Below are 20,208 nucleotides of genomic sequence, written 5' to 3'. Positions count from 1 at the left end.
AAGCATTATGAGTGAACAAAAGCATGTCACACTTAGAGTGACCGGCATGACATGTGCCGCGTGTGCCAATCGGATTGAGAAAGTATTAAATAAGATGGATGGAGTAGAAGCCAATGTCAATTTGGCAATGGAAAAAGCAACGATTCAATATGATCCATCGAAGCAAACGATCGCCGATATCGAAACGAAAATTGAGAATTTGGGGTATGGCGTTGCGACAGAAAAAGTGACGCTTGATATTGAAGGAATGACATGTGCGGCATGTGCGACACGGATTGAAAAAGGGTTAAATCGGATGGAAGGTGTGACAAGCGCTGCTGTAAACTTGGCGACAAACAGTGCTGTTGTCGAATACAAGGAAGGCGTTACATCTGTCGAAGACATTTTAGAAAAAATCAAAAAGCTTGGGTACAAGGGGCAGATTCGAAACGAAGAACAAGACGATGCTAGCCGGAAAGAAGAGCGGCTTAAACAAAAACAACGGCAACTCGCGATTTCTATCATCTTATCGTTGCCGCTGCTTTATACGATGCTTGCCCATATGCCGTTTGATATAGGCTTGCCGATGCCGCATCTGCTGATGAATCCGTGGTTCCAGCTTCTTTTAGCTACACCCGTTCAGTTCTACATCGGCGGTCCCTTCTATGTCGGGGCGTACCGGGCGTTACGAAACAAGAGCGCTAACATGGACGTCCTAGTGGCGCTTGGAACATCGGCTGCGTACTTTTACAGCTTGTATGAAGCTTTTCGGACGCTTGGGAATCCTGAATATATGCCAAGATTATATTTTGAAACGAGTGCCGTCTTGATTACGCTTGTGCTTGTCGGCAAATACTTTGAGGATCTTGCGAAAGGGAGAACAACAGAAGCTATCTCTAAGCTGTTGAGCCTTCAGGCAAAGGAAGCGACTGTCATCCGTAATGGGGAGGAAAGAAAGGTTCCGCTCGAGGAAGTGGTGATCGGCGATACGATTCTTGTCAAGCCAGGAGAAAAAATCCCGGTAGACGGTACGGTCATCGCCGGGGCATCTTCCGTAGATGAATCGATGATTACTGGTGAATCGATTCCAGTTGATAAGAAGGAAGGCGACTATGTGATCGGGGCGACGATGAATACGAATGGCGTACTGACCATTCGTGCCGAAAAAGTCGGAAAAGATACCGCGCTGGCCAATATCATTAAAATCGTTGAAGAGGCGCAAGGGTCGAAAGCCCCGATTCAGCGGATGGCGGATACCATTTCCGGCATTTTCGTACCGATTGTTGTCGGAATTGCTGTCGTTGCATTCATTATATGGTACTTCTTTGTTGCGCCGGGTGATTTGGCAAAAGCGCTTGAAGTGGCCATCGCTGTTCTTGTCATTGCGTGTCCTTGTGCGCTCGGTCTTGCCACGCCGACATCGATTATGGTCGGTACAGGCAAAGGGGCAGAACATGGTATTCTCTTTAAAGGAGGTGAGTACCTAGAGGGAACGCATCAAATCAATGCCGTATTACTGGATAAAACAGGAACAGTGACAAAAGGAAAACCGGAAGTGACAGATGTGTTACAATTCCAAGAAAACATGCTCGACTATGCCGTTTCAGCCGAGAGCGCTTCGGAACATCCGTTGGCTCATGCGATTGTTGAATACGGGAAGAAACAAGCAATTTCTATTAAACCATTGGAGCATTTCTCTGCCATTACCGGCCACGGAATTGAAGCTGTCATTGACGGAAAAAGCATCCTTATTGGAACGCGAAAATTGATGAAGGAGCGCTCTGTAGAGATTTCTGTGCATGAAGATAAAATGGTAGAGCTTGAAAAACAAGGGAAAACAGTCATGCTCGTTGCCATCGATGGACAGCTTGCCGGCATCATTGCTGTCGCGGATACAGTAAAAGAAAGCTCCAAAGAAGCGATTCAAACATTAAAACAAATGGGTATCGAAGTGTACATGGTAACGGGAGACAATAAACGGACAGCGGAAGCGATCGCAAACCAAGTGCACATTGATCATGTCTATGCAGAGGTGCTGCCGGAAGACAAAGCGAAAATCGTCGAGGAATTGCAAAAACAAGGGAAACGAGTCGCGATGGTCGGTGATGGAATTAATGACGCTCCAGCTCTTGCGAAAGCGGATATTGGGATGGCGATTGGCACAGGAGCGGATGTCGCGATCGAAACGGCCGATGTTACCTTGGTCGGTGGGGATTTAGCCCATATTCCGAAAGCGATTGAGTTAAGCCGCAAAACAATGAAAAACATTCGGCAAAATCTGTTCTGGGCTTTGTTCTATAATACAGTTGGCATTCCTGTAGCCGCTCTCGGGCTGTTGGAACCTTGGATCGCTGGGGCAGCGATGGCATTTAGCTCTGTATCGGTTGTGACAAACGCGCTTCGTTTGAAACGCGTGAAAATATAAACATTTAAGGAGGAATGGATGATGACGATTACATTACAAGTACAAGGAATGACATGCGGACATTGCAAAGCGGCGGTGACAAATGCACTTCAAACGTTAGATGGCGTCAGCCGCGTCGAAGTACATTTGCAAGAAGGTACAGTCGATGTAGATTATGATGAAACAAAAGTAAGCGTAGAAAAACTGAAAGAAGCGATTGAAGAGCAAGGATATGATGTGAAGTAAGGGAGAAAAAGGTGTCCACACAATGTTGGACACCTTCTTTCTTATTCCCCTTTATTCGTTGTGTTATTCGGATCTGGGGTATAATCCGATTTGTAATCGGTATATTTGACTTCTGTGACCATTCCGGCTGAAGCATGGTGCAAGTCATGGCAATGGAACATCCAATTTCCCGGATTATCCGCTTTAAACGCGACTACATATTCTTCACCCGGTTTTAAATTCAAGGTATCCTTAATCAATGGGGAGCCTGTAATTGGCTTACCATTTTTACTTAATACTTGGAAGAAATGTCCGTGTAAATGCATAGGATGTAAATCTTTCGGTGAATTGTTCACCAATTTTACTTTTACTAGATCTCCTGTCTTCACATTTACGGGTGCTGTTTCAGGATACGTTTTCCCATTAATCGTGTAGACCATGCCATCTTTGCCCATGGCTGTTCCTAAATCCATTGTGTACTCTACATCATATTTTTGGTCTAATGTAAATTGACCTAATTCATGTTTTCCGTATTTTGTCATATCAACGATAGGGAGGTCTTTTTTTGCATTTTCTTTATCCGTATTGTTTGCTTGTCCTTCGTATTGAATTTTCACTTTCATGCCATCGGTACCTTCCATATCACCATGACATTCTAATAACCATTCACCCGGGTTATTCGCGATAAATTCAATATCATAACGTTCACCCGGAGCAATACTTAAAAGTTCATCTTTGATTGGTTGCGGATCTTTTAACGGCTGCCCGTCAGTTGCGACAATTTTAAACTCATGACCATGCAGGTGAAGCTTGTGGGACATGTACCCTGCGTTAATTAGGCGAAGTCGCACTTTTTCGCCTTTTTTCACTTTTAACGGTTTGACAGCAGCCCCGCTTTTTCCGTTAATCGTGAAAATATCGTACATATTCATATTATGTCCCATGCTGCTCATATCCATTTGTTGATTATCAGAGCTATTTCCATTATTCATATTACTATGATCCATTCCACTCATATCCATATTTCCTTCATCCGGATTGCTCATCCATTCATCTAACACAAGTGTATAATCTCGATCGACTTTTTCTTCATTTTTCGGTTCTACGATTAATGTACCGTATAATCCCTTGTCCACTTGCTCGGCGCTTTCTTGATGGGAATGATAAAAATACGTTCCCGGCACGGTTGCTGTAAATTCATACGTAAACGTTTCACCCGGTTTAATGGCGTCCATCGTGACACCCGGTACTCCATCTTGGTTATTTGGAACAGGGTAGCCGTGCCAGTGAATCGTAGTCGGTTCTGGCAATTCATTTTTTAAAACAATTTTCACATTATCCCCTTGCTTTACGCGGATTTGCGCACCGGGTACCGATCCATTATACGTGTATACCGGGAGTTTTACTTTATCATTTATTTGTAATAATGCTTCCTTAGCAGTAAGATTAATCTCTTTACCGGATAAAACTTCTGTATTGGTTGCCAAAGGCAGTTTCTTACTGGAGTCCTGTGCGGTGTTTTCTTCCTTCATATTCATGTTGGACATGTCGTGTCCTTGCATCGAAGAATTATTTGAGCAAGCTGCACCAATCGCAACAACTCCTGCCAAAACAGTTCCTAACAATAATTTCTTCATCGCTTTCCCTCCATAAACTTGTGATGTAAGTCATAGTAACATCATCATAAAAAATAAATGTGCAAAATTTATGGGGAAAAATTATATTTTTTTCACACGAAGTAGTTCGAAGATTAAAATAAAAAAGATAAGCCACTACCTATAACCGGTTAATTGCGGTTATAGGTAATAGCTTGTTTGCCCATTTGTATCCAAGCTTGAATAAATTCAGACTTAGGTGCTTTTTTATTTTTCGTACCTGTCAATGGGTCATTAAAATAAATATATTTCTCATCATATCCGGTGATTAACACGGAATGCTCCCGGTATGTTATTTTTATAGGGCCTTGCGGGGTCTGCCATTCAATAAATTCAGACGGAGGAAGTATACGAAAGGTTGTGTTGGTAATAACCCAAACTGGGGTACCTTCAGACAAATACTTATATATTTCTTCAAATGATTGTCCTGTTAAATCAACGATTTGGTTTGGTAAATAAATCTCGGCTAATTCTTTTATAGGTTTATGATAGACACCATATCCCGGTTTCTTTATTGTATACATGTCACCAACAAACCCTTCATTTGGATGTCCATAAAATACTTTTCCATTATGTATTCGATAAGGGGTTGGATTTTTCTTTATTTGCTTCGCTAGTGTCATCTTGTCTACATTGATTCCCGCGTGATTCAAAAGCATTGCCAGACTTGTTACCTCGCACCCCCTTGGTAGTTCTGGGAGTTGCGAGAAAAGGGGGGCACCAATGAGAGCTGATTTAACCGGGATTTGTTCTTTTGAATGTCTAGATGATGGATTTCTCGCTTCAACTTTATTTTTATATGATGTTTTCTGTACTAGATTGTTTATAGCGTCGACCATATTTTCAGAATTTACATAATGGAAAAATAGAGTTAAAAACAATAGGAAAAAAGCGATATAGGATCCTATTGCTAGTTTATATAACTTCTCATTGGTTGGCTTTCGTAAAAGAAAAATAGAAAGTGAAACAATCATAAAGGCTAAAAAAAGTATAATCCCTAACATGACAGCTGCACCCCTTTGTTAAACTTGCTGTTTTTATATTATCGACTACATATGCAGAAACAATGAAGATGATTCTTATCATGTAATTATGTAACAATCTCAAAAAATCCATAACTTCTCCACATTTTATTGTTTTAATATGTTAGAGGAATGAAAATATCGCAAGCAGGTTTCAGGAGGAATAAAAAGTTCATGTGCGGTTTTATTGGTTGTATTCATGATCATCCAAGAATCATTGATGAAAAATGGAAAGAAACGTTTCAAGAAATGAATGATATCATTACTCATCGTGGTCCTGACGATGGTGGTTATTTTTTTGATGAATATGTGAATTTTGGATTTCGACGTTTGAGTATTATCGATCTTGAGACAGGGCACCAGCCATTGTCCTATGAAAATGAACGATATTGGATCATATTTAATGGGGAAATCTACAACTATGTGGAATTGCGAGAAGAATTGCTTGCAAAGGGATATAAATTTACTACTCATTCCGATACAGAAGTCATTATTGCTCTTTATAGTGCTGAAAAAGAAAAAGCTGTAGAAAAGCTTCGAGGTATGTTTGCTTTCGTCATCTGGGACAAACAAGAGAGAACGATTTTTGCGGCACGTGACCCGTTTGGCATAAAACCATTTTTCTATATGGAACAGGGCGACCGTACGTTTTTTGCTTCCGAGAAGAAAAGTATTTTGCTAGCTCTTAAAAATGATTTATTAGACTATGATTCACTGCAGCATTATTTAACATTCCAATATGTACCTGAACCAATGACGATGTCTGTTGGTATTAAAAAGTTAGAACCGGGTCATTATATTAAGAAAAAAATCGGTGAAAAATTAACCATTCATCGCTATTGGAAAGCCAAATTCCAACCTATCATCAAATCAGAAGATGAACTTGTCAAAGAAATTCGCAACGCGCTGTTCGATTCCGTGCAAGTGCATATGCGCAGCGATGTGCCGGTAGGTTCGTTTTTATCAGGAGGAATTGATTCATCCTTCATTGCAGCAATTGCTAAACAATTCAATCCTAATATCAAGACATTTTCTGTCGGCTTTGAGCGGGAAGGCTTCAGTGAAATTGATGTGGCAAAAGAAACAGCGGAAAAGCTGGGCGTTGAGAATATTAGCTATGTCATTTCACCAGAGGAATATATGGCGGAATTACCGAAAGTTATGTGGCATATGGATGATCCACTTGCCGATCCTGCGGCAGTACCGCTTTATTTTGTTGCCCGGGAAGCAAGAAAGCATGTAACGGTCGTTCTTTCCGGTGAGGGAGCTGACGAGTTATTTGGCGGTTACAACATTTATCGTGAGCCACAGTCATTGGAACTTTTTGAGCGAATGCCAAGTACGGTTAAATCAGCTTTGAGAGTGATTGCAGGGCTACTCCCGGAAGGAATAAAAGGAAAAAGCTTTATTGAGCGCGGTACAACACCAATGGAAGAACGATATATCGGCAATGCGAAAATGTATAGCGAGACAGAAAAACAAGAACTGCTAAAAGGATATAAGAGGGGATTAGAATATACATATATTACAGCTCCTTTTTATAGAGAAACAACTCATTATCCTCCTGTAAACCGGATGCAATATATTGATATTCATACATGGCTGCGAGGCGATATTTTATTAAAAGCCGACAAAATGACAATGGCCCATTCATTAGAGTTAAGGGTTCCATTTTTAGATAAAAAGGTATTTGAAGTAGCCGCCAAAATTGCTCCGGAAATGAAAACGACAAACAAAACGACGAAATATATTCTACGAAAAGCAGCAAAAGGAATTGTTCCAGATCATGTTTTAAATCGCAAAAAATTAGGATTTCCGGTGCCAATTCGTCATTGGTTAAAAAATGAAATGCATGATTGGGCGAAAAACATTATAAAAGAAAGCGCAACCGATCATTTATTTAATAAAGATGTATTGTATCGTTTACTAGACGAACATTGCAAAAATAAAGCAGACCATAGCCGAAAAATCTGGACCGTCCTTGCTTTTATGATTTGGCATCAAGTATACATGGAAAAGAAATACGATTTTACAAATATATATAGAAAAGACAAGCTGTTGCTATTAATCTAATTTGACTGATTTTCGTTGCCTGTCTTCTATTGTCGGCCTCCAATCTTGCAAAAACTCCGGGGGATCGACGACAAATGTACCAGTCCATAAAGATGATGGACTAATAACCCCAGCTATGTTCAGATAGCTGGGGTTTCATATATTTGGGCATATGAGACGAGACATGATGTTCTTATCCATTGTTGTCAAATGACAGTAGTCTACAAATAGGAATTTTTGTTATGATTAAAGTTGGAAGAGATGAAAGAACAAGAAAAAACGGAGGCAACACGATGAGCAAGTTAACGCTACAAGAACTTGAATCTCATTTATGGGAATCAGCGAATATATTGCGTGGCAGTATTGATTCTTCTGACTATAAAAACTATATTTTTGGAATGTTGTTTTTAAAACGATTAAACGATGTGTTTGTCGAAACCGCTGAGCGGATTGAAAAAGAAGAAGGAGAAGATTACGGTTGGTATGATCGCGACGAACATCAATTTTTCGTACCTGAAAAAGCACGTTGGAGTTATATTCAATCCCACTCCCAAGACGTGGGGGCGGTTATTAATAAAGCTTTTGAACTATTAGAAGATGAAAATCCTTCCCTACAAGGGGTATTAGCCAATATTGATTTTAACGATAAAGAAAAACTGTCAGATAAAACAATTCTTCAATTAGTACAGCATTTCTCACAAATTGATTTACGCAACGAAAATTTATCAGAACCTGATATCCTTGGTCGTGCTTACGAGTACCTAATTAAGCAGTTTGCTGACGATGCAGGAAAAAAAGGCGGCGAGTTTTATACGCCAAGCCAAGTCGTTAAATTAATTGTCAAACTGATTAAGCCTGAAGAAGGCATGCGTGTATGTGACCCAACAGCGGGATCTGGCGGGATGCTCATTCAATCGGTTGACTATATAAAAGAAAAAGGCGGCAATCCGCGCAACATTACATTGCATGGACAAGAGAAAAACTTAAATACATGGGCGATTTGTAAAATGAATTTGTTGCTTCATGGCTTAAGCGACCATGAAATTAAAAAAGGCGATACAATTCGTGAACCGAAACTATTAGACGAAAACGGCGAGCTTCTACTATATGATCGCGTCATTGCTAATCCTCCATTTAGCTTAAAAAACTGGGGACGTGAAGAAGCAGAAGCAGACGCATTTAACCGTTTTCGCTTTGGTTTACCACCAAAAAACGCAGGAGACTATGCGTTTATTCAACATATGATTGCCACACTCAACGATGAAGGAAAAGCGGGAGTTGTTATGCCACACGGCGTTCTTTTCCGCGGCGGAGCGGAAGGGAACATTCGTCAAGGCATATTAGAAGAAGATTTAATTGAAGCGGTTATTGGTTTACCAGCCAACTTATTCTACGGAACAGGTATTCCAGCATGTATTCTCATCATCAACAAAAACAAAGAAGAACATAAAAAGGGAAAAGTTCTTTTCATTGACGCATCACGGGACTATCAAGAAGGAAAAAATCAAAACGTTCTTCGTGATGAAGATATTCAAAAAATCGTTAGCACATACGATGCATGGAAAGATGTCGAGAAATATAGCCGTGTCGTTACATTAGAAGAAATTAAAGAAAATGACTACAACTTAAACATTGCACGTTACATTGATACAATCGAAGAAGAAGAGGAAATTGATGTCGCAGAAGCGCTTCGTCAACTTCGTCAACTCGAACAAGAACGTGATGAAATTGAAAAGGTGATGTATGGGTATTTAAAGGAGTTGGGGTATGGTGAGTAACTCTAAAACTAAAGATACATTACTAGGGCCACTTCCTATAGATTGGGATGTAAAGAAAATAGAGGAAGTATGTGATATTCTTGATTCTCAAAGAGTTCCTTTGAACAAAGAACAACGAGATGCGATGCAAGGGGAAATTCCATATTATGGTGCAAATGGCGTAGTTGATTATATAAACGAATATTTATTTGATGAACCATTAATCTTGATGGCAGAGGACGGGGGGGATTTTGACGAATACCAAACACGCCCTATAGCCACGGCTGTTGATTATCCAAAATTAGGCATACTACTCCCATATATTCGGGCATACTCAAATAAGACAGCTGCCATCTCGGATTTCCATTCGAGAGGAAGTTGCCCAGAGAAAAAACGACGGACAAACGAAAGAAAGGTAAGGGACGAGGTTGTCCGTTTTTCCGTTCGATGATATAGCCATCTCAGTAACACATAAGCGATAAATGCCGCAAAAAGTTGGTTGTATACCGCATGCTCGTTGGTGCCAAATAAGGTCGGAACGTTTAGATATTGCTTGATCCATCGGAAAAACACTTCCACTGTCCAACGTTCTTGATACATCTCGGCAATCTTTTCCGCCGATGCCTCTAAGACGTTCGTGACCACACGGATTTCATGCCCGTTCGCATCCTGAAAGATCACGACGCGATGGCGCTTTTTGGAACGACATTGTTTCGTTCCTAACTGGCAAGTAAAATCCGCCACAATAGAAGAAGAGGAGGAAGAAAGGCGCTTTAGGCTCTTTTTTTGATGGATCTCGACATTGTCTTTCATCCGAATCACAAACGGTTGCTTCTGTTCGACAAACCGATCGAGGCGTTCAATTTTAAAGTACGCTCGATCTTCGACAAGAACCGTTTGTACGTCTGTGAGCCGCTCTCCCACCGGTCCATCGTGGCGCAACCCTACGGTTTCTACGATGTCGCTCGGCATTTGTTGCTCAGGGGAATACGCGACGTGCATTTTCACTCCGGATCGTTCCCCATGATAGGGTGCCCATGTCAGGCGGTTTTTCCCCACGGTGACGGTCGTGGAGTCTACTATACGCAATGCTTTTGGAAAGCGAAGCGAACGGCGGGTTTGGCGATTGCACTTAGAAACAACCAAAGCAAATAAGCGCTTCATCACCTCGTACGGAACTTCTTTCGCTTTCTTAGAAACCGTCGAGTAATGAAACGTCGGCAATCCGTACATTTTCGCCACATCGGCACCATGACGGAAACTTTTCCATTCGTGAAGTGCCGCCAGCAGAAAAAAATCAACCAACGTGCGCACCGTAAACGTCCGCGAAGTGTCATGGTAGCCAACGGCTTCGGTAATCGACTGGAGATCTTCATCAGAAACAATTTTTTGCATCAAATTTGGGAGTGTGGTATGCTTGTGCATAGAGAGCACCTCCTAGGTTTGTTTGTGTTGTTACTTACATTCTACAGGAAAGGTGCTCTTTTTTCTATGTTTTTTATGGATATTATTGGTTAATCAACACGCCTGCCCTATAGCTTATAAAATTCAGGGAAAAAGTTGGGTAAATAATCACGCACATGTATTGAGACCAAAGGAAAATACGGATTTTGATTGGGTTTTTTATAGCTTAGTTCACAAAAATGTCATACCTTTTATCAATGGTGGAACTCGGGCTAAACTAAATCAAAGTGATTTACGGATTTTACCGATTGCAATTCCACCCCTAGCCGAACAACGCAAAATCGCAGCCATTCTCTCATCCGTCGATGAAGCCATAGAGAAAACCGAAGCCATCATCGAGCAAACGGAGAAAGTGAAAAAGGGGCTTATGCAACAGTTGCTTACAAAAGGAATCGGACATACGAAGTTTAAAAAGACGGAGATTGGGGAGATTCCTGAGGGGTGGGAAGTTGTTGAATTGCAAGATTTATCGAATCCTCATGATAGATACGCTTTTACGGGAGGGCCTTTTGGATCTGACTTAACAGCAAAGGAGTATACGGATGAAGGTGTACAGATTATTCAACTTCAAAATATAAAAGAAGGATACTTCTCAAATGATTATCAAATATTTACAAGTGAAGCGAAGGCTGATGAACTTTTAAGTTGCAATATATATCCAGGAGACATTATTATTGCTAAAATGGCTGAACCTGTAGCACGAGCATGCATTGTACCGAATCATGCACAGCGATTTGTAATGGCATCAGACGGAGTTCGATTATCGGTGGACAAAGAGCGGTTTGTTACCGATTATGTAGTATATGCAATAAATGCTCCTTATTTCAGGGAACAAGCAATAAATAATAGTACAGGAACAACACGTTTGCGAATAGGGCTTTCTGCTTTAAGGAAGCTTAAAATTTTAATTCCTCCTTACGAAGAACAACAAAAAATTGCAGATATAATGACGAAAATTAGTCAAAAGATTGAAGCTGAAAAGACTAAAATTGAAAAACTTACTGTTATTAAAAAAGGTCTCATGCAAGTCCTGCTTACAGGCAAAGTCCGTGTCAAAGTCGATGATGAGGTCAACAACCCAATGACTAAAGTCATGGGCTTGTAAGCCCCATGTTGACCAGACCAAGGCTTGAAACAGAGCCTACGTTATAGATGTCATGACACGTTCGGGTGCTTCTCCAGCCCGTTCCTCTGTCGTGCAAGGTTAAACAAGCGTGGTGGGTAGCGCTAGTGTCTTGCACATAACAAGCATCTATAACATGGTCGAGGAGAATATGACCTGCTTTATGCAGAGGAAAGGGGAGAACCCTATGGTTTTTGTGTTAGACACAAACAAACGTCCGCTTGCTCCTTGTCACGAAGCAGTTGCAAGAAAGCTGTTGAAACAAGGGAAGGCGGCGATTTACAGGCGATTTCCATTTACCATCATCTTGAAAAAATCAGTAGACGAATCAGAAATTAAAGCAACATATCGGCTAAAAATCGACTATGGAAGCAGGCATACAGGATTAGCGATTTTGCGAGGACAAGAAGTGGTATGGTTAGGGCAACTTGACCATCGCACAGACATCAAGGAAAGAATAGATAAAAGGCGTGCTTTTCGTCGAGCAAGACGAAATCGAAAAACAAGATACAGAAAACCACGCTTTCTGAACCGCAAGCGAAAGGAGGGGTGGTTGCCGTCATCACTAGAGAGTCGTGTGCAAAATATCCAAACATGGGTTAACCGCCTAAAGAAGTTATGCCCCATTGGGTATATATCATACGAAAATGCCAAATTCGACACGCAACTCATGCGAAATCCTGAAATCAATGGTGTAGAGTATCAACAAGGCACGCTTCAAGGATACGAAGTAAGAGAATACTTGCTTGAAAAGTTTGGGCGGAAGTGTTGTTATTGCGGAAAAGAAAATGTTCCACTTGAAGTGGAGCATATCATTCCAAAATCGAGAGGTGGAACAGACCGAGTGGATAACCTATGTCTTGCCTGTCATGACTGTAATCAGCGCAAAGGAAGTAAGACAGCAGAAGAATTCGGGTATCCGCACATTCAAAAGCAAGTCAAAGAAACATTAAAGGATACAAGTGCTATCAACTCGACAAGATGGAAAGTGTATGAAGTGTTAAAGCAGACAGGATTAGATGTCGAGTGTGGAACAGGTGCACGAACAAAAATGAATCGTATTCGTTTAGACTTGCCGAAAACACATTATTTTGACGCTTGTTGTGTAGGCGAAAGCACAACAAATCACTTATATTTCAAAACAAAAGAAGTGTTATTTATCAAGGCAAAAGGGCGTGGTAGTCGCTCTCGTACAAACCTAGATAGATATGGCTTCCCAAGAGGTTATCTTGCAAGACAAAAATTCTTCTTTGGTTTTCAAACAGGGGACATGGTTAAGGCTGTTGTCCCAAGAGGGAAATATCAAGGCGTTTGGTTTGGCGAAGTCGCATGTAGAAAGACTGGAAGTTTCGATATTAAAGGCAAGGACGGAAAGCGTATCGCACAAGGAATAAATTATAGATATGTCCAAGTCATTCAGCGATTTGACGGATATGCTTATGGAAAGGGGGTGGCGGAACTTGCGTAAGGTGCAATTCCTCCCCGTGCCTAAAGGCAGGGGCTTCCTTGCGTAAGTTTCGTGATGTCACAGTGACCACTTCAAGTGAATGGAATGAGTTAAACCTCGTAGAAAAACGTTTAATCAATCAGCTTCAAGAGCTGGGCTATGAACATGTACCAGGCTCAGCTCTTGAGTCTGAACGTGATTCATTAAGTGAAGTCATTTTGAAGGAACGGTTAAAGAAAGCAATTCAGCGGTTAAATCCATGGATTGACGAGAACAACCTTGCTCGCATCATTTACAACCTGACTCATATCGAAGCAACAGGATTAATGCAAGCGAATGAAAAGTTTCATGAAATGCTTGTGAACTACATTTCGATTCAACAAGACTTAGGAAAAGGGAAAAAAAATCAAACGGTTAAACTCATTGATTTTGATAACCCTTATAACAATGAATTTCTTGTTGTTGACCAGTTCCGTATTCAAAATGCAAGAGGCACGATTCGTCCTGACGTTGTTATTTTTGTGAATGGATTGCCTTTAGTCGTAATTGAATGTAAAAGTCCAACGTTGCAAGAAGATACGCAAATTTCGAAAGCGGTCAACCAATTACGACGCTATCAAGAAACGCATGAGCAACTTTTCTACTATAACCAATTTATGATTGCGACAAGCAATTATCGAGCGAAAGCAGGAACAATTGGTGCGAAAGTACAACATTACAGTGAATGGAAAGATCCGTATCCAAGAACGGTGCCTGAACTTGGTGACTCACCTACAAAACAAGACATTTTAGTGGCAGGAATGTTATCGAAAGAAAATTTGCTTGACTTGATTCAAAACTTCATTGTCTTTGAAGTTGATGGCGGTCGGGTCATTAAAAAAATTGCCCGTTATCAACAATTCCGTGCGGTCAATAAAGCGATTCATCGCATTTTACATGCAAAAACGCCGAAAGATCGCGGCGGGGTGATTTGGCATACGCAAGGTTCAGGCAAATCGTTGACGATGTTATATTTAGCCGTCAAACTGCGACGAATCAAAGAGTTGCACAACCCAACGATTGTCGTTGTAACCGACCGTAAAGATTTGGATGACCAAATCACAAAAACATTCCGTAAGTGCGGCTTCCCGAATCCGCAACAAGCGGAAAGCGTTAAAGACCTTAAAAGGCTATTACAACAAGGTCCTGGTTCAACGATTATGACGCTTGTGCAAAAGTTCCAACCAGATAAGGATCAAGACGAGTATCCAGAACTTTCAAGGTCGGAAAATATTTTTGTGTTAGTCGACGAGTCGCACCGTACGCAATACAAAGGTTTAGCGATGAACATGCGGAAAGGATTGCCGAATGCATGTTATCTTGGCTTTACAGGAACACCGATCGATAAAGAAGATAAAAGTACAACACGAACGTTTGGCTCTTATATTGACAAATATACGATTGAACAAGCGGTCGATGATGGGGCAACCGTTCCGATTTTCTACGAAGCTCGTATGGTCGACCTTCATTTGCAAGGCGAGTCACTAGATCGCTTATTTGATCGTAAATTTAGCGACTATAGCGAAGAAGACCGTGAGCGTATTAAAAAGAAATATGCCAATGAAGAAGCAATCTTAGCCGCTCCGGGCCGCATTGGAAAAATTGCCTTAGATATTGTAGAACATTTTGAAAATTATATCTTGCCAAACGGCTTTAAAGCGCAAGTGGTGGCGGTGAACCGTGAAGCAGCAGCCATCTATAAACAAAAGCTAGATGAACTCATTAACGGAAAATATGAAACAGCATTAATTATTTCAACAGGTCCCGAAGATAAAAACAATGAATTATTAAAAGACTACTCCCTTTCTCGTGAAGAAGAAAAACAATTAATTGAACGCTTCAAAAAGCCGTTTGAAGAAGACAAACTAGCGATTTTAATTGTTTGTGATAAACTTCTCACAGGCTTTGACGCACCAATCGAACAAGTGATGTACTTAGATAAACCGTTAAAAGAGCATAACCTTCTTCAGGCAATCGCTCGTACAAACCGTACGTATGAAGGAAAAACGTATGGGCTTATTGTTGACTACTTTGGGGTATCGAAATTTTTAGAGAAGGCGCTCGCGATTTTCTCTAAACAAGATATTCAAGGAGCGTTGTTGCCGATTGAAAGCGAATTGCCAAAGTTGAAACAAGCCCACCGAAAAGCGATGAGCTTTTTTGACTATATTAACCGAAGCGATGCCGATGCGTGCGTTCAAGTATTAGAGCCTGAAGATGTGCGTCATGAGTTTGAAAAAGCGTTTAAAGAGTTTTCCAAACGAATGGATATGATTTTACCGAACCGTGAAGCTTCTCCATATATAGAAGACTTAAAGTTTTTAGGGAAAGTACGGCAAATGGCAAAAACGTTATATCGTGACGAGCAAATGGATATTTCCGAGTGTGGCGAGAAGGTCAAACAATTAATTGCAGAGCATTTATATGCTGAGTCTGTCGAAGTCATCCATGAACCGATTGATATTTTGTCCAGTAAGTTTGATGAGCGGCTAAAAAAAGCCCCTTCAAAAGAAGCACAGGCGGCGGAAATGGAACATGCGATTCGTCATGAGATTAAAGTGAAGCTGGAAGAAAACCCTGTATACTACACGTCGTTAAGAGAAAAACTTGAACAATTAATCGAAGCAAGACGGAAAAAAATGATGGATATCGCAGAATTAGTAGAAAAGCTACGCAGCATGGTCAATGACATGCGAAACGTCAACCAACAAGCGCAAAATCTTGGCTTTACACGGGAACAATATCCATTTTACCAGCTGTTCCAACAGCTTCTTCCAGACGAAGAACATAAAGATACGATCGATGCGTTGACGCATCTTGTAACAGACATGATTGCCAAGGAAAGCCAAGTCATTGATTGGGTAAACAAAGAAGATGTAAAACGAGAAATGCGGAAGAAAATTAAAAAGCAGTTGCGGGCAAGTGTTATCCCTAAAGATCAGATAGAAAATGTAACGCAACAGATTATGTCATTAGCGATGGTTCATTATAAACGATAAACGTATGAAAGCCTCCTACCAATCTAGGGAGGCTTTCGTCATTTATAAAGTTAAGGTTGGGCCATTTACACGCAACCATTCTTTTCTTTGTTCATAGTCCGACATCACAGATTTAACAAAATGCCAAAAATCATTGGAGTGATTCGGATATTTAATATGTGCTAATTCATGTACTAATAAATAATCGATAATCGGCATTGGTGCCATCATAATTCTCCAGTTTAAATATATGGCTCCTTCGTTTGTACATGTTCCCCAGCGCATTTTTTGTTCTTTTAATTTAATTTTAGTAGGGGTTACTCCCATTTTAGGGCAATAAATTTTTAAACGTTCTTGTAGTTTCATTTCTCCGTACAGAATATACCAATCTTTGAACGCTTGTTGGAAAAATGAGATTCTTTCTTCTTCTGTTAAATGCGGTGGCACCGTGGCAATAAATTTCCCTTGTTTAAACATAAGAATCGGCTTTGTAACTTCCTCGCTTTTATATACTTTTAATCGATAATTGCGCCCTAAATAAGCAAATTTCTCTCCGCTTACAAACTCTTTTGGAGCAGGGCAATCAGAAATTTGATTCAACGCCTGCCATTTATCAATAATCCATGGAGCTTTTTTATAAAGGATAGAATGTAAAAGTGTAGGCTCTATCCCCTCAGGAGCTACGACCTTTACTCCTTCCAACCATTCAACCGATATCGTCACATCCCGCTTTTCCGGCTTATACTCTACTGCATAATCTATTGTTGTCTTGCCATATTGAAAGCTAGGCATAGAAATACTAACTCCTTCGTTCCTTTAATTGTCTTTCATTTTAACTTTGGGAAAGCAAAAGGTCAATTGCGAACGGTGCCAGGCACTGTTCGTAAGGAATATGCTCTTTTCGCCAAAAAACAAGCAAAATCGTTGACAAAATGACATTCGCTGAATAAGATAAGATTAAAAGTTGGTTTAGGGAAAAATTATAACCTCTGTACAAATTGTTAATAGGAGGGAAACTGTTATGACTCAAGCAAAACTCGAACGTTTATGTGATGCTCAACCAGGAGAACGTTTTCGTATCACAAAGATTAATATAGAAGGAACAATGAAGCGGAGACTGCTTGATTTAGGGTTTGTGCCCGGCTGTGAAGTAACAGTCTTGCAAAAAAGTCCGTTAGGTGACCCAACGGCTTATCGTGTCAGCCATACGACCATTGCTTTAAGAAAGGAAGAAAGTTCTAATATTTACGGGGAGAGGATCGGCAATGAATAATCGTGAATATACGATTGCACTCGCAGGAAATCCAAATACAGGAAAAAGTACGTTATTTAACGTGTTAACGGGCTTGCGGCAACATACAGGAAACTGGCCGGGGAAAACGGTCGTTCACGCCGAAGGCTTTTTCACCTATAAAGATGAACAATATCGAATCATCGATCTTCCCGGAACGTATTCGTTATACTCTAACTCCGTGGACGAAGAAGTGGCGCGGGATTTTATCATTTTTGCCAAGCCTGATGTTACGCTCGTCGTGTTGGATGCAACGGCGCTGGAGCGAAATTTGAATTTAGCGTTGCAAGTATTAGAAATGACCGACCGTGTCATCGTCTGCCTCAACTTAATGGACGAAGCGAAAAAGAAAGGAATTGTCATTGATATCGCTAAACTTTCCAAAAAACTAGGCGTTCCGGTTGTACCGCTTGCGGCGCGTAATAAAGAAGGCATCGAGGAATTGCTCGAAACAATCGTCCGGATGGTTCACGGGGAAATCAAAACAAAACCGATCGTTGTTTCATACAGTCGCGCGATCGAAGAAAAGATCACCAAACTTCTCCCGCTTGTTAAAGAAATTGTCGGGGAGGAATATCCGGCGCGCTGGGTTGCGCTTCGTTTATTAGACGGAGATACGTCATTGCTTCACGCCTTGCAGCATCAGCCGCATCATTTGTTAAAGGGGGTGCCGAACTATGCGTGCCACTGTTCCGCTAAATCCATTTGATGAATTGATGGATTATGCGAAAAGTTTATCGGACGGCGATACAAGGGAACAAATTGTTTCCGCTATTTTCCAAACATCAAGAGACATTTGCAAAGAAACTATTACGTACACAAAACGTGAAAAGCTGCATGAAACCGAAAAGCTCGATCGTATTTTTACTTCAAAAATCTGGGGATTCCCTATTATGCTCGCCATGCTTGCCGTCGTTATTTATATCACAATCGCTGGCGCAAACGTTCCTTCTTCGCTGCTCGCTGAATTTTTCGGATGGTTTGAAGGATATATAACGCTTGCTTTTGAGAAAATGCATGCCCCAGAGTGGCTGCACGGAATTCTCGTGCTAGGATTGTACCGTGGCACAACGTGGGTCGTGAGCGTCATGTTGCCGCCGATGGCGATTTTCTTCCCGATTTTTGCTTTGCTCGAAAACTACGGATATCTTCCACGCGTTGCTTTTAACATGGACCGGTTATTTAAAAAGTCAGGAGCGCACGGAAAGCAGTCGCTGACGATGGCGATGGGGTTCGGCTGCAACGCTGCGGCGATCATGTCCACAAGAATTATCGAGTCGCCACGTGAACGAATGCTGGCCATTTTAACGAACAACTTTGTCCCTTGCAACGGCAGATGGCCGACGTTAATTTTGCTTGCTTCATTATTTATGGCAGCTGGCTATACAGGTGGCTGGAAGACGTTGATGACAGCAAGTGTGGTCGTCGCGATGGTCGTATTTGGAATCGTCGTCACCCTCACCGTTTCCTGGGTGTTATCCAAAACCGCGTTACGCGGCATGCCGACCCATTATACGCTCGAACTTCCGCCATACCGGCGGCCAAAAATATGGGATACGATTGTTCGCTCCACATTGGATAAATCCATTTACGTCTTAAAGCGGGCTGTAACAGTCGCTGCTCCAGCTGGCGTGTTGACATGGGTGTTAGCTAACATTCATATCGGTGATACAACAGTCCTTGCTTATGTCGCCCATTTGCTTGATCCGTTTGCCCGCCAGTTAGGACTCGACGGCTACATTTTGATGGCGTTCATTTTAGGGCTCCCTGCCAATGAAATTGTGCTTCCGATTTTATTGATGGGGTATTTATCGACAGGAGCGTTAACCGAAGTTGATGGGCTTCATTCTCTGAAACAAATTTTCCTCGACCACGGCTGGACATGGCTGACGGCGTTAAATATGATGCTGTTTTCGTTGCTTCACTATCCGTGCGGGACAACACTCATCAATATTTATAAAGAAACGAAAAGCAAAAAATGGACGTTTGTGGCGTTCGCACTTCCAACAGGTATTGCGATTGCCGTAACGTTTACAACCGCCCATATCGTACAGTGGCTAGGGCTCCTTTAATGAACATCCCGCTTCCTTAGTTAAAAGGCAAGCGGGATATTTTGTTATACCTCTTTCACTTCCTCTAAATGCGACACATCTGCTTCTACAAGCAACTCCAATCGCCCGTCTTTCACTCGAACGGTTGTAAGACTCGCACCATGCATAAACGGCCGAGCCCAAAGTTCTTCCAGCGGGGCTTGTTTCAGACGAGTCACGATCGTTTTTAAGACAACTCCGTGCGTTACAATTACAATATTGCCGGAACGGTACTCATTGATGATGTCAGTTAATGCAGCAAACGCCCGATTTTGCACGTCACTAAATCGTTCCCCTCGCTTCGGGGCGTACAAGTGCGGCTCATTCCAAAAATGGTGAAACAAAATGGGGTCGAACCGCTGAATTTCGTCATGCGTTTTTCCTTCCCAATCCCCGAGATGGATTTCCCGCAATCTTTCCTCTTGATAAATCGGAATCAACCGCTCCCCACGGATGATCTTTGCTGTATCAAGCGCCCGTCCGCTTGTGCTCGCATAAATTGCTGTCAAATCGACTTCCTCTAACCTTTTCCTAAGCCGGCGCGCATCTTCCCTGCCTTTTTCCGTCAGCGGCGAATCTTGCCAACCTTGCATGCGCTTCTCTATATTCCACTCCGTTTCCCCATGTCTTGTCAAATATAGCATAAGCACGCTAGTCCCCCCTTGTAACATACCCTCTCACC

Annotated in this window: 15 protein-coding genes; 10 read left to right on the top strand and 5 right to left on the bottom strand. The window is 41.5% G+C overall.

Going from position 1 to position 20,208, the window contains the following annotated elements; all coding sequences use genetic code 11:
• Positions 1-7 precede the first annotated feature (7 nt).
• Positions 8-2,404 carry a heavy metal translocating P-type ATPase gene (locus NSQ23_RS11215; RefSeq protein ID WP_339170766.1) on the top strand — a complete coding sequence of 799 codons (2,397 nt, stop codon included), beginning with the start codon at positions 8-10 and terminating at the stop codon, positions 2,402-2,404.
• Between the two features lie 21 nt (positions 2,405-2,425).
• Positions 2,426-2,629, top strand: coding sequence for a copper chaperone CopZ (gene copZ / locus NSQ23_RS11210; RefSeq protein WP_035019187.1), 204 nt, complete (start codon positions 2,426-2,428; stop codon positions 2,627-2,629).
• Positions 2,630-2,670: 41 nt separating this feature from the next.
• Here the strand turns inward: copZ and NSQ23_RS11205 are convergent, their stop codons facing one another.
• Entirely contained in the window at positions 2,671-4,245 is a 1,575-nt protein-coding gene (locus NSQ23_RS11205) for a multicopper oxidase family protein (RefSeq protein WP_339170764.1), read from the bottom strand.
• A gap of 149 nt (positions 4,246-4,394) precedes the next feature.
• Positions 4,395-5,267: a C39 family peptidase gene (locus tag NSQ23_RS11200; RefSeq protein WP_339170762.1), complete on the bottom strand. Its 873-nt coding sequence runs from the start codon at positions 5,265-5,267 to the stop codon at positions 4,395-4,397.
• Positions 5,268-5,459: 192 nt separating this feature from the next.
• On the opposite strand from NSQ23_RS11200, the gene asnB reads away from it, so the two are divergent.
• Both asnB and NSQ23_RS11190 read left to right on the top strand, forming a co-directional pair.
• Complete coding sequence (gene asnB, locus NSQ23_RS11195; RefSeq protein WP_339170761.1) at positions 5,460-7,358, top strand: asparagine synthase (glutamine-hydrolyzing); 1,899 nt, start codon at positions 5,460-5,462, stop codon at positions 7,356-7,358.
• Between the two features lie 272 nt (positions 7,359-7,630).
• The gene (locus tag NSQ23_RS11190; protein ID WP_339170760.1) at positions 7,631-9,115 is read left to right on the top strand and encodes a type I restriction-modification system subunit M; all 1,485 of its coding nucleotides are present in this window, start codon (positions 7,631-7,633) and stop codon (positions 9,113-9,115) included.
• 270 nt (positions 9,116-9,385) lie between these two features.
• Here the strand turns inward: NSQ23_RS11190 and NSQ23_RS11185 are convergent, their stop codons facing one another.
• A complete protein-coding gene (locus tag NSQ23_RS11185) occupies positions 9,386-10,519 on the bottom strand; it encodes an IS4 family transposase (RefSeq protein WP_339170758.1) in 1,134 nt (377 codons plus the stop codon).
• 85 nt (positions 10,520-10,604) lie between these two features.
• On the opposite strand from NSQ23_RS11185, the gene NSQ23_RS11180 reads away from it, so the two are divergent.
• The 3 genes from NSQ23_RS11180 (at position 10,605) to NSQ23_RS11170 (ending at position 16,166) form a co-directional block, all read left to right on the top strand.
• Positions 10,605-11,663, top strand: a complete 1,059-nt coding sequence (locus NSQ23_RS11180) for a restriction endonuclease subunit S (protein WP_339170757.1) — start codon at positions 10,605-10,607, stop codon at positions 11,661-11,663.
• 205 nt (positions 11,664-11,868) lie between these two features.
• A complete protein-coding gene (gene iscB, locus NSQ23_RS11175; protein ID WP_192953104.1) occupies positions 11,869-13,149 on the top strand; it encodes an RNA-guided endonuclease IscB in 1,281 nt (426 codons plus the stop codon).
• Between the two features lie 62 nt (positions 13,150-13,211).
• A complete protein-coding gene (locus NSQ23_RS11170; RefSeq protein WP_339174398.1) occupies positions 13,212-16,166 on the top strand; it encodes a type I restriction endonuclease subunit R in 2,955 nt (984 codons plus the stop codon).
• Positions 16,167-16,208: 42 nt separating this feature from the next.
• Here NSQ23_RS11170 and NSQ23_RS11165 read toward each other — a convergent pair whose 3' ends face one another.
• Positions 16,209-16,937, bottom strand: coding sequence for a SprT family zinc-dependent metalloprotease (locus NSQ23_RS11165; RefSeq protein ID WP_339170755.1), 729 nt, complete (start codon positions 16,935-16,937; stop codon positions 16,209-16,211).
• Between the two features lie 229 nt (positions 16,938-17,166).
• Between NSQ23_RS11165 and NSQ23_RS11160 the strand changes: the two genes are divergently transcribed.
• From NSQ23_RS11160 to NSQ23_RS11150, 3 genes are read left to right on the top strand one after another with little or no spacing between them, the layout of a single operon-like run.
• Entirely contained in the window at positions 17,167-17,418 is a 252-nt protein-coding gene (locus NSQ23_RS11160; RefSeq protein ID WP_004891660.1) for a FeoA family protein, read from the top strand.
• Positions 17,411-18,145, top strand: coding sequence for a FeoB small GTPase domain-containing protein (locus NSQ23_RS11155; protein WP_004891658.1), 735 nt, complete (start codon positions 17,411-17,413; stop codon positions 18,143-18,145). Before NSQ23_RS11160 ends, NSQ23_RS11155 begins: the two co-directional genes overlap by 8 nt.
• Positions 18,114-19,508 carry a nucleoside recognition domain-containing protein gene (locus NSQ23_RS11150; RefSeq protein ID WP_339170752.1) on the top strand — a complete coding sequence of 465 codons (1,395 nt, stop codon included), beginning with the start codon at positions 18,114-18,116 and terminating at the stop codon, positions 19,506-19,508. The genes NSQ23_RS11155 and NSQ23_RS11150 overlap by 32 nt, the downstream gene beginning before the upstream one ends.
• Positions 19,509-19,552: 44 nt before the next feature.
• Here the strand turns inward: NSQ23_RS11150 and NSQ23_RS11145 are convergent, their stop codons facing one another.
• Positions 19,553-20,170, bottom strand: coding sequence for a histidine phosphatase family protein (locus tag NSQ23_RS11145; protein WP_004891652.1), 618 nt, complete (start codon positions 20,168-20,170; stop codon positions 19,553-19,555).
• Between the last annotated feature and the right edge of the window lie 38 nt (positions 20,171-20,208).

The organism is Anoxybacillus sp. FSL W8-1294 (assembly GCF_037965005.1).
GTDB classification, from domain to species: domain Bacteria; phylum Bacillota; class Bacilli; order Bacillales; family Anoxybacillaceae; genus Anoxybacillus; species Anoxybacillus flavithermus_G.
Note: the sequence above shows the minus strand (reverse complement) of the source record. Positions and strands in the feature narration are given on the sequence as shown.

Bases quoted from the DNA above. Each gene is read 5' to 3' on its own strand.
- NSQ23_RS11215 (WP_339170766.1), top strand. From the start codon at position 8: ATGAGTGAACAAAAGCATGTCACACTTAGAGTGACCGGCATGACATGT.
- copZ (WP_035019187.1), top strand. From the start codon at position 2,426: ATGACGATTACATTACAAGTACAAGGAATGACATGCGGACATTGCAAA.
- NSQ23_RS11205 (WP_339170764.1), bottom strand. From the start codon at position 4,245: ATGAAGAAATTATTGTTAGGAACTGTTTTGGCAGGAGTTGTTGCGATT.
- NSQ23_RS11200 (WP_339170762.1), bottom strand. From the start codon at position 5,267: ATGTTAGGGATTATACTTTTTTTAGCCTTTATGATTGTTTCACTTTCT.
- asnB (WP_339170761.1), top strand. From the start codon at position 5,460: ATGTGCGGTTTTATTGGTTGTATTCATGATCATCCAAGAATCATTGAT.
- NSQ23_RS11190 (WP_339170760.1), top strand. From the start codon at position 7,631: ATGAGCAAGTTAACGCTACAAGAACTTGAATCTCATTTATGGGAATCA.
- NSQ23_RS11185 (WP_339170758.1), bottom strand. From the start codon at position 10,519: ATGCACAAGCATACCACACTCCCAAATTTGATGCAAAAAATTGTTTCT.
- iscB (WP_192953104.1), top strand. From the start codon at position 11,869: ATGGTTTTTGTGTTAGACACAAACAAACGTCCGCTTGCTCCTTGTCAC.
- NSQ23_RS11165 (WP_339170755.1), bottom strand. From the start codon at position 16,937: ATGCCTAGCTTTCAATATGGCAAGACAACAATAGATTATGCAGTAGAG.
- NSQ23_RS11160 (WP_004891660.1), top strand. From the start codon at position 17,167: ATGACTCAAGCAAAACTCGAACGTTTATGTGATGCTCAACCAGGAGAA.
- NSQ23_RS11155 (WP_004891658.1), top strand. From the start codon at position 17,411: ATGAATAATCGTGAATATACGATTGCACTCGCAGGAAATCCAAATACA.
- NSQ23_RS11150 (WP_339170752.1), top strand. From the start codon at position 18,114: ATGCGTGCCACTGTTCCGCTAAATCCATTTGATGAATTGATGGATTAT.
- NSQ23_RS11145 (WP_004891652.1), bottom strand. From the start codon at position 20,170: ATGCTATATTTGACAAGACATGGGGAAACGGAGTGGAATATAGAGAAG.